At 68.6% G+C, this 6,172-nt stretch carries 4 protein-coding genes and 1 riboswitch; all 4 genes read left to right on the top strand.

The window, feature by feature from the left end; translation table 11 throughout:
- Window positions 1-61: 61 nt before the first annotated feature.
- The 4 genes from AB5L97_RS01430 to AB5L97_RS01445 all read left to right on the top strand — a co-directional run bounded on the left by AB5L97_RS01430 (window position 62) and on the right by AB5L97_RS01445 (window position 5,484).
- Window positions 62-940 (top strand): putative protein N(5)-glutamine methyltransferase, encoded by an 879-nt coding sequence (locus AB5L97_RS01430; RefSeq protein ID WP_369046181.1) that lies wholly within the window; start codon window positions 62-64, stop codon window positions 938-940.
- A gap of 63 nt (window positions 941-1,003) precedes the next feature.
- Complete coding sequence (locus AB5L97_RS01435; RefSeq protein ID WP_307959056.1) at window positions 1,004-1,762, top strand: SDR family NAD(P)-dependent oxidoreductase; 759 nt, start codon at window positions 1,004-1,006, stop codon at window positions 1,760-1,762.
- Between the two features lie 78 nt (window positions 1,763-1,840).
- Window positions 1,841-2,016: riboswitch (M-box (ykoK) riboswitch) on the top strand.
- A gap of 254 nt (window positions 2,017-2,270) precedes the next feature.
- On the top strand, window positions 2,271-4,007 hold the full coding sequence (locus tag AB5L97_RS01440) for an ABC transporter permease (RefSeq protein WP_369046182.1): 1,737 nt from the start codon (window positions 2,271-2,273) through the stop codon (window positions 4,005-4,007).
- Window positions 4,008-4,044: 37 nt separating this feature from the next.
- Window positions 4,045-5,484 carry a nitrate/sulfonate/bicarbonate ABC transporter ATP-binding protein gene (locus tag AB5L97_RS01445; protein WP_369046183.1) on the top strand — a complete coding sequence of 480 codons (1,440 nt, stop codon included), beginning with the start codon at window positions 4,045-4,047 and terminating at the stop codon, window positions 5,482-5,484.
- Window positions 5,485-6,172 lie beyond the last annotated feature (688 nt).

Here is a 6,172-nt window from a genome sequence, read left to right on the forward strand (position 1 = left end):
AGGGGCCCTTGCTTGCCTCATTGGGTGCCGGTGACCCCTCAGGTGCTGGCAGACTATCGCCGTGACCAGTGCATGGCCAGAGCCCGCTGAACCACTCCTTGCGGGGATAGCAGCGCGGCTGCGGGCGGCGGGCTGCGTGTTCGCCGAGGAGGAGGCCGCCCTCCTGGTCGAAGCCGTGTCGGGCCGCACCGCTGCGGGCGGTGCCGCGGCCGACGCTGCCGAACTTGAGCGGCTCGTGGCCCTCAGGGTCGCGGGTGAGCCGCTCGAGCACCTGCTCGGGTGGGCCGAGTTCGCGGGCCTGCGGATCGCCGTCGGCCCCGGAGTGTTTGTGCCCCGACGCAGGTCTGAGCTGCTCGTGCGCCTGGCCGTCGAGCACCTCGCTGGCCTCGCGCACGACGCCGGCGGGGCGCCCGCCGTGGTCGTCGACCTGTGCTGCGGGTCGGGCGCACTCGGGGCGGGCATCGCCTCGGCGCTCGAGGCGCGCGGCTGGGGTGCCGACGAGTTCGAGGTCCACGCAGCAGACTTCGCCGACGCCGCGACGGCCTGTGCGAGGCGGAATCTTGCCGCATGGGGAGGACGCGTCCGTACCGGAGACCTCTACTCGGCCTTACCGGAGGGACTGCGCGGACGGGTGAACGTGCTCGTGGCCAACGCTCCGTACGTTCCCACCGGTGCGCTGCCGCTCATGCCGCCCGAAGCCCGCGAGCACGAGCCCGCCCTCGCCCTCGACGGAGGCGCCGACGGCCTCGACGTGCACCGCCGCATCGCCGCCGGTGCGCACGAATGGCTCGCGCCCGGCGGCGCCCTCCTCATCGAGTTGGGCGAGCGCCAGGTGACCGACGCACTCGCGCTCCTGACCGGCGTCGGCCTTCACCCTCGCGCTGAGGAGGACGACGAGCTCGGCGCCCTCGCGATCGTGGCGACGGCACCGCGGGAGTGACAGGTCCGAGCGCGCGCGGGGGTGCCGGGGCAGGTGACCTCCGGCTTCGGTAGGCTGAGGCGCATGACGACGGCGCTCATCACCGGTGCGAGCAGCGGACTCGGCGCGGAGTTCGCACGGCAGCTCGCGGCCGAGGGCCACGACCTCGTGATCGTGGCCCGGCACAAGGACAGGCTCGACGCAATGGCACGGGAGCTGACGTACCGGCACGGCGTGGATGTCGAGGTGCTCGCCGCCGATCTCACAGACGCGCTCGGGCTCGGAACGGCCGTCACGCGTGCGAAGGACCCGAGCCGGCCGGTCGGCATCCTTGTCAACAACGCCGGGCACGGCCTCCTGCACGACTTCCACAACACCCCGCTCCCCGACGAGGTGAGCCACCTGCGGCTTCATGTCGAGGCCGCGTTGAGCCTGTGCCATGCCGTGCTGCCGGGCATGCTCGCCCGGGGCGAGGGCCGCATCATCAACGTCGCCTCCGTGGCCGCCTTCCTCCCACGGGGCACTTACTCGGCTGCAAAGGCCTGGCTCGTGTCGTTCAGCCGCTGGGCCAACGTGCACTACCGGCGCTCGGGCGTGAAGGTCACCGCCCTCTGCCCCGGATTCACCCGCACCGAGTTCCACGAGCGCATGGGCATGGAGACTCGCCGATACCCCGGATGGACGTGGCTCGCGGCCGATCGCGTGGTGCGGGACGGGCTGCGGGAGAACCTCGCCGGGCGGTCCGTCTCGGTCCCATCTGCGGTCTACAAGGCCGTGGTGCTTGCCTCCAAGGTGCTCCCGGACCGGTTTCTGGGCGGCCCCGCGCGGCGGCCGAGGCGCTGACGGGTCTGCCTGATGAGTCTGCCCTGACCGTTTCCTGAATGGACGACCCAGACGGGGATGCTACTCTGTCCCCTGCAAGGTGCCGTTCGTTAGCTGAGGCTCCTTCGCGGACACAAGCCAGCGACCCCCAACGTCGAGAGACGCCACGGGTCAGGACAGGTCGCCCCGGATTAAGGGGCCTCCCCGATTGGCTCCCGGACCAAGAGTCCAGGGTGACGCCGCGAAGTGCCAAAGGTCTTACGAGGAGGGGCGTCAGGTCGCTTGGCGGCCTCCCGAGGCATGCAGCCATCAAACCGGGGAGGTGTTCCGTCATGAGCGACGGTCATAGTCCCGCCGGTTCCTTCTGACCGGCACGAGCCCGCCCTCTTCTAGAGCCCGCCCGCCCGCCCTTTTCCGCAGCCCCGCCACACCAGCGTGACTCGCCGCGCCGCGCCCGCAACCACGCGGCGTCGGACGCCGAGCCCCGCTCCTCTGTAGTGCGGTTGCGCCCGCCCTGACGGGAGCCACCATGACCCTCCTCCGCCTGCTGCCCGGCGCCGGCACGCTCCAGCGTGCCCGGTTCCGCTGGGCCGACCTCCTTGTGGCGGCGACCATCGCCGTCGTCTTCTATCTCGTGATCCGCGTCTCACTCGGGGCGACGGCCCCGCTCGACCTGGGCAATGCGCCGTCCTCCGTCTCGACCGAACCCTCCAACCTTCCCTACTACGCGCTGCGCTCGCTGGCCCGCATGTTCGCGGCGCTCCTCGCATCCGTCGTGTTCACCTTCGTGGTCGCGACGGCGGCCGCGCGCCTCCCGCGGGCCGAGAAGATCATCCTGCCCGCCCTCGATATCCTCCAGTCAGTGCCGATCCTCGGCTTCCTGTCCGTGACGGTCACTGGATTCTTATCCCTCTTCCCGGGCTCCCAGCTTGGGCTCGAGGCCGCGAGCGTCTTCGCGATCTTTACGTCCCAGGCCTGGAACATGGCCTTCGCCTTCCATGCGTCCCTCGTGAGCCAGCCCAAGGAACTCGACGAGGCCGCGCGCCTCATGCGCCTCACCAAGTGGCAGCGCTTCTGGCGGCTCGACGTGCCCTCCGGCATGATCCCGCTCGTCTGGAACGGGATGATGAGCTTTGGAGGCGGCTGGTTCTTCCTCGCCGCGTCCGAGGCGATCTCGGTCAACGGATCCTCCTACGCCCTCCCCGGGGTGGGCGCCTACGTGGCCGCGGCGGTCGAGGAGGGAGAGCTCGCGAACGTGGGCTGGGCCATCCTCACGATGGCCGTCATGGTGCTCGGCGTGAACTTCCTCTTCTGGCGCCCGCTCGTGGCATGGGCGGAGAAGTTCCGCCAGGAGGACACGGCCGCCGCGGAGCGTCCGCGCAGCCTCGTCCTCTCGGTGCTCGCGCACTCGTCGATCCCGCGGGGACTGGGCCGGGCGCTCGCGCCCATCGGCAGGACGCTCGACTCCGCGATGCGGCCGTTCGGCGTAGCCGACTACCCGCTCGTGGTGCCCGCCGCGCGGCGTCGTGCGGGAGACGTCGCGGTCACGGTCCTCGTCGCGGCAGCGATGGCGTATGGCGCCTACTGGGCCTACGACTTCATCGCCTCGACAGTGGGCTTCGGCGAGTTCGGACAGGCGTTCGGGCTCGGGCTCATCACCCTCCTGCGGGTGCTCGCGATCATCGTCCTCGGGACGATCGTGTGGGTTCCTGTGGGCGTGTGGATCGGTATGAACCCCAGAATCAGCCGGCTCGCGCAACCCGTGGTCCAGATGCTCGCGAGCTTCCCGGCGAACTTCCTGTTCCCGTTCGCGATCGCATTCTTCGTGGCCGCGGACATCCCGCTCGATATCGGTGGGATCGCGCTCATGGCCCTCGGCTCGCAGTGGTACATCCTGTTCAACGTCATCGCGGGAGCGAGCGCGATCCCTACGGATCTTCGGCAAGCGATGGACAGCTTCGGTGTCACACACGTCCAGCGCTGGCGCCGACTCATCCTCCCCGCGATCTTCCCCGCCTTCGTCACGGGTGGCGTCACCGCGGCCGGCGGTGCGTGGAACGCCTCGATCGTCTCCGAGGTCGTCTCCTACAACCATGACACCCTCACGGCCACCGGGCTCGGTGCCTACATCGCCCAGGCGACCTCGTCGGGCGACATGGCCCGCGTGCTCATCGGCGTGATCGTGATGTCCGCCTTCGTGGTGGGCATCAATCGACTGTTCTGGCGACGCCTGTACGCACTTGCCGAGTCCCGCTTCTCGCTCTGATTACTGACTTCTTCTTTCCCCTCGAGGAGGCACCACCATGAACCTCTCAGCCAACAGCACCACCGCCGCCGGCACGACCAACAGCACCACGGACCTCATCTCGGTCTCCGACGTGAGCAAGCACTTTGCGACCGACGGCGGGGAGAAGACCGTCCTCTCAGGCGTCACCCTGACGCTGCGCGAGGGCGAGATCGTCGCGCTCCTGGGCCGCTCGGGCTCGGGCAAGAGCACACTGCTGCGGTGCATCGCCGGTCTCATCGCGCCGTCATCCGGAACCGTCTCGTACCGGGGCGAGCGCGTCAACGGCGCGAATCCCGGCACCGCCCTCGTGTTCGAGTCCTTCGCGCTCCTGCCCTGGCTCACCGTCCTCGAGAACGTTGAGCTCGGGCTCGAGGCGAAGGGCGTCAGGCCTGCCCAGCGCCGCGAGCGGGCCCTCGCCGCGATCGACGCGATCGGGCTCGACGGCTTCGAGACCGCCTATCCGAAGGAACTCTCGGGAGGAATGCGACAGCGCGTCGGGTTCGCGCGGGCGCTGGTCGTGGAACCCGACGTCCTGCTCATGGACGAGCCGTTCTCCGCCCTTGACGTGCTCACGAGCGAGAATCTCCGCTCCGAGCTCGTGCGGATGTGGAGCGACGGGACAATGCCCACGCGCACCGCGCTCATCGTCACCCATAATATCGAGGAAGCCATCCAGCTCGCGGACCGTGTGCTGGTGCTCGATTCCAACCCCGGCCGCATCAAGGCCGAGCTCGCGGTGGACCTTCCCCAGCCGCGCGACCGCCGCAGCCCCGAGTTCGAGGCACTCGTCGATGAGGTCTACGGGATTCTCACCGGCCAGAAGGCGGAGCCACGGCGCGGGCTGGCAGTCGCTTCGGGTGCCCAGGAGGTGAGTGCGCACGACGGCGGCGGCGAGCCGACGGCGGCGACTGTTCCGGGCGGCGTCATGCGCGGTGAGGCGGCCGACACCGGAAGTGGCAACCTCGAGATACCGCTTCCGGCGGCGAGCACGGGCGAGCTGCGCGGCCTCATCGAGCTTCTCGCCCACCGCGGCGGGGTCGAGGGTCTCGCGGAGATCGCTGACGAACTGCGCTACGAGATTGACGACCTGCTGCCGATTGTCGACGCCTCCAACCTGCTCAAGCTTGCGCGGCCGCAGGGCGCCGAGCTCCGGATCACCGAACAGGGCCGGCGGTACGCCGCGGCCGATCTCCTCCGGGCCAAGGAGCAGTTCGCGACGCTCGCGGTTGAGACTGCGCCGCTTGTCCGGCGGATCGTCCGGGAGCTGCGGCACAGCGACTCCGGTGCCCTGCGCGCCGATGACATGCTCGCCGAGCTCAAGGCACTTTACGGCGACGATGAGGCCGAGGCGCAGCTCGATACCGCGATCGACTGGGGGCGGTACGGAGAGCTCTTCGAGTTCGACGCGGACTCCGACCGCCTCCTCCTGCCGACCCATCCCGACGCCACAGCGTGAGCGCATCGCCTTTGTGGATGCAATCCGTTCTCGGTTCAAGATAGTCGCTAAGGTGCATATATGGCCATTTTTGCCTGTAACGGCGGGGATATGTATATTCAGTTCTGGGAATATATGAGCCCAGGTTGGGCATCTTTCGATAGGGACTTTCGGATTCTGGGTCGAAGAAAACGAGAATCCGAAAGATTCGCTGGGGGGTTGACGTCGCGTAGAAGACCGATCTAACTTCAACCCGGAAGTTCAGAAATGAACCTCCACCGCCGGCAGGGGGCGCACTTTCACGGGGCGCAAGAAGGCGGAGATCTCCGCGGACCGCGGGTTGACTACGTCAGCTGCGGTCGTCGTCGAAGTGCCAGTGGACGTCTCACCACTGGTCGCCGACACACGTACACCACCTTCATGTGTTCTGTGTTCTGTGTCTGACGATGCCTGAGCATCGTCCCGGCGATCGGTGACGTCTGATGAGATGGTCCGTGCTGTGGAAGGGGCTGAAGCGGCTCACTGCCGCGCTGGCCGCTTTTGCCATGGCACTCGCCGTCGCGACACCCGCCGGCGCATCGACCCTCGCAAGTCCGCAGGGTGGCCCCTGGGCCGTGAGCCCAGCGCAGGTGGCAAACCATCAAGACGCGGCGTCGCTGCCCGCAGCTCCCGTCACGACAGCTATCACGCTCGCGGACATCCAGGCCGT

The sequence above is a fragment of the Sinomonas sp. P10A9 genome, assembly GCF_041022165.1.
Lineage (GTDB): Bacteria > Actinomycetota > Actinomycetes > Actinomycetales > Micrococcaceae > Sinomonas > Sinomonas puerhi.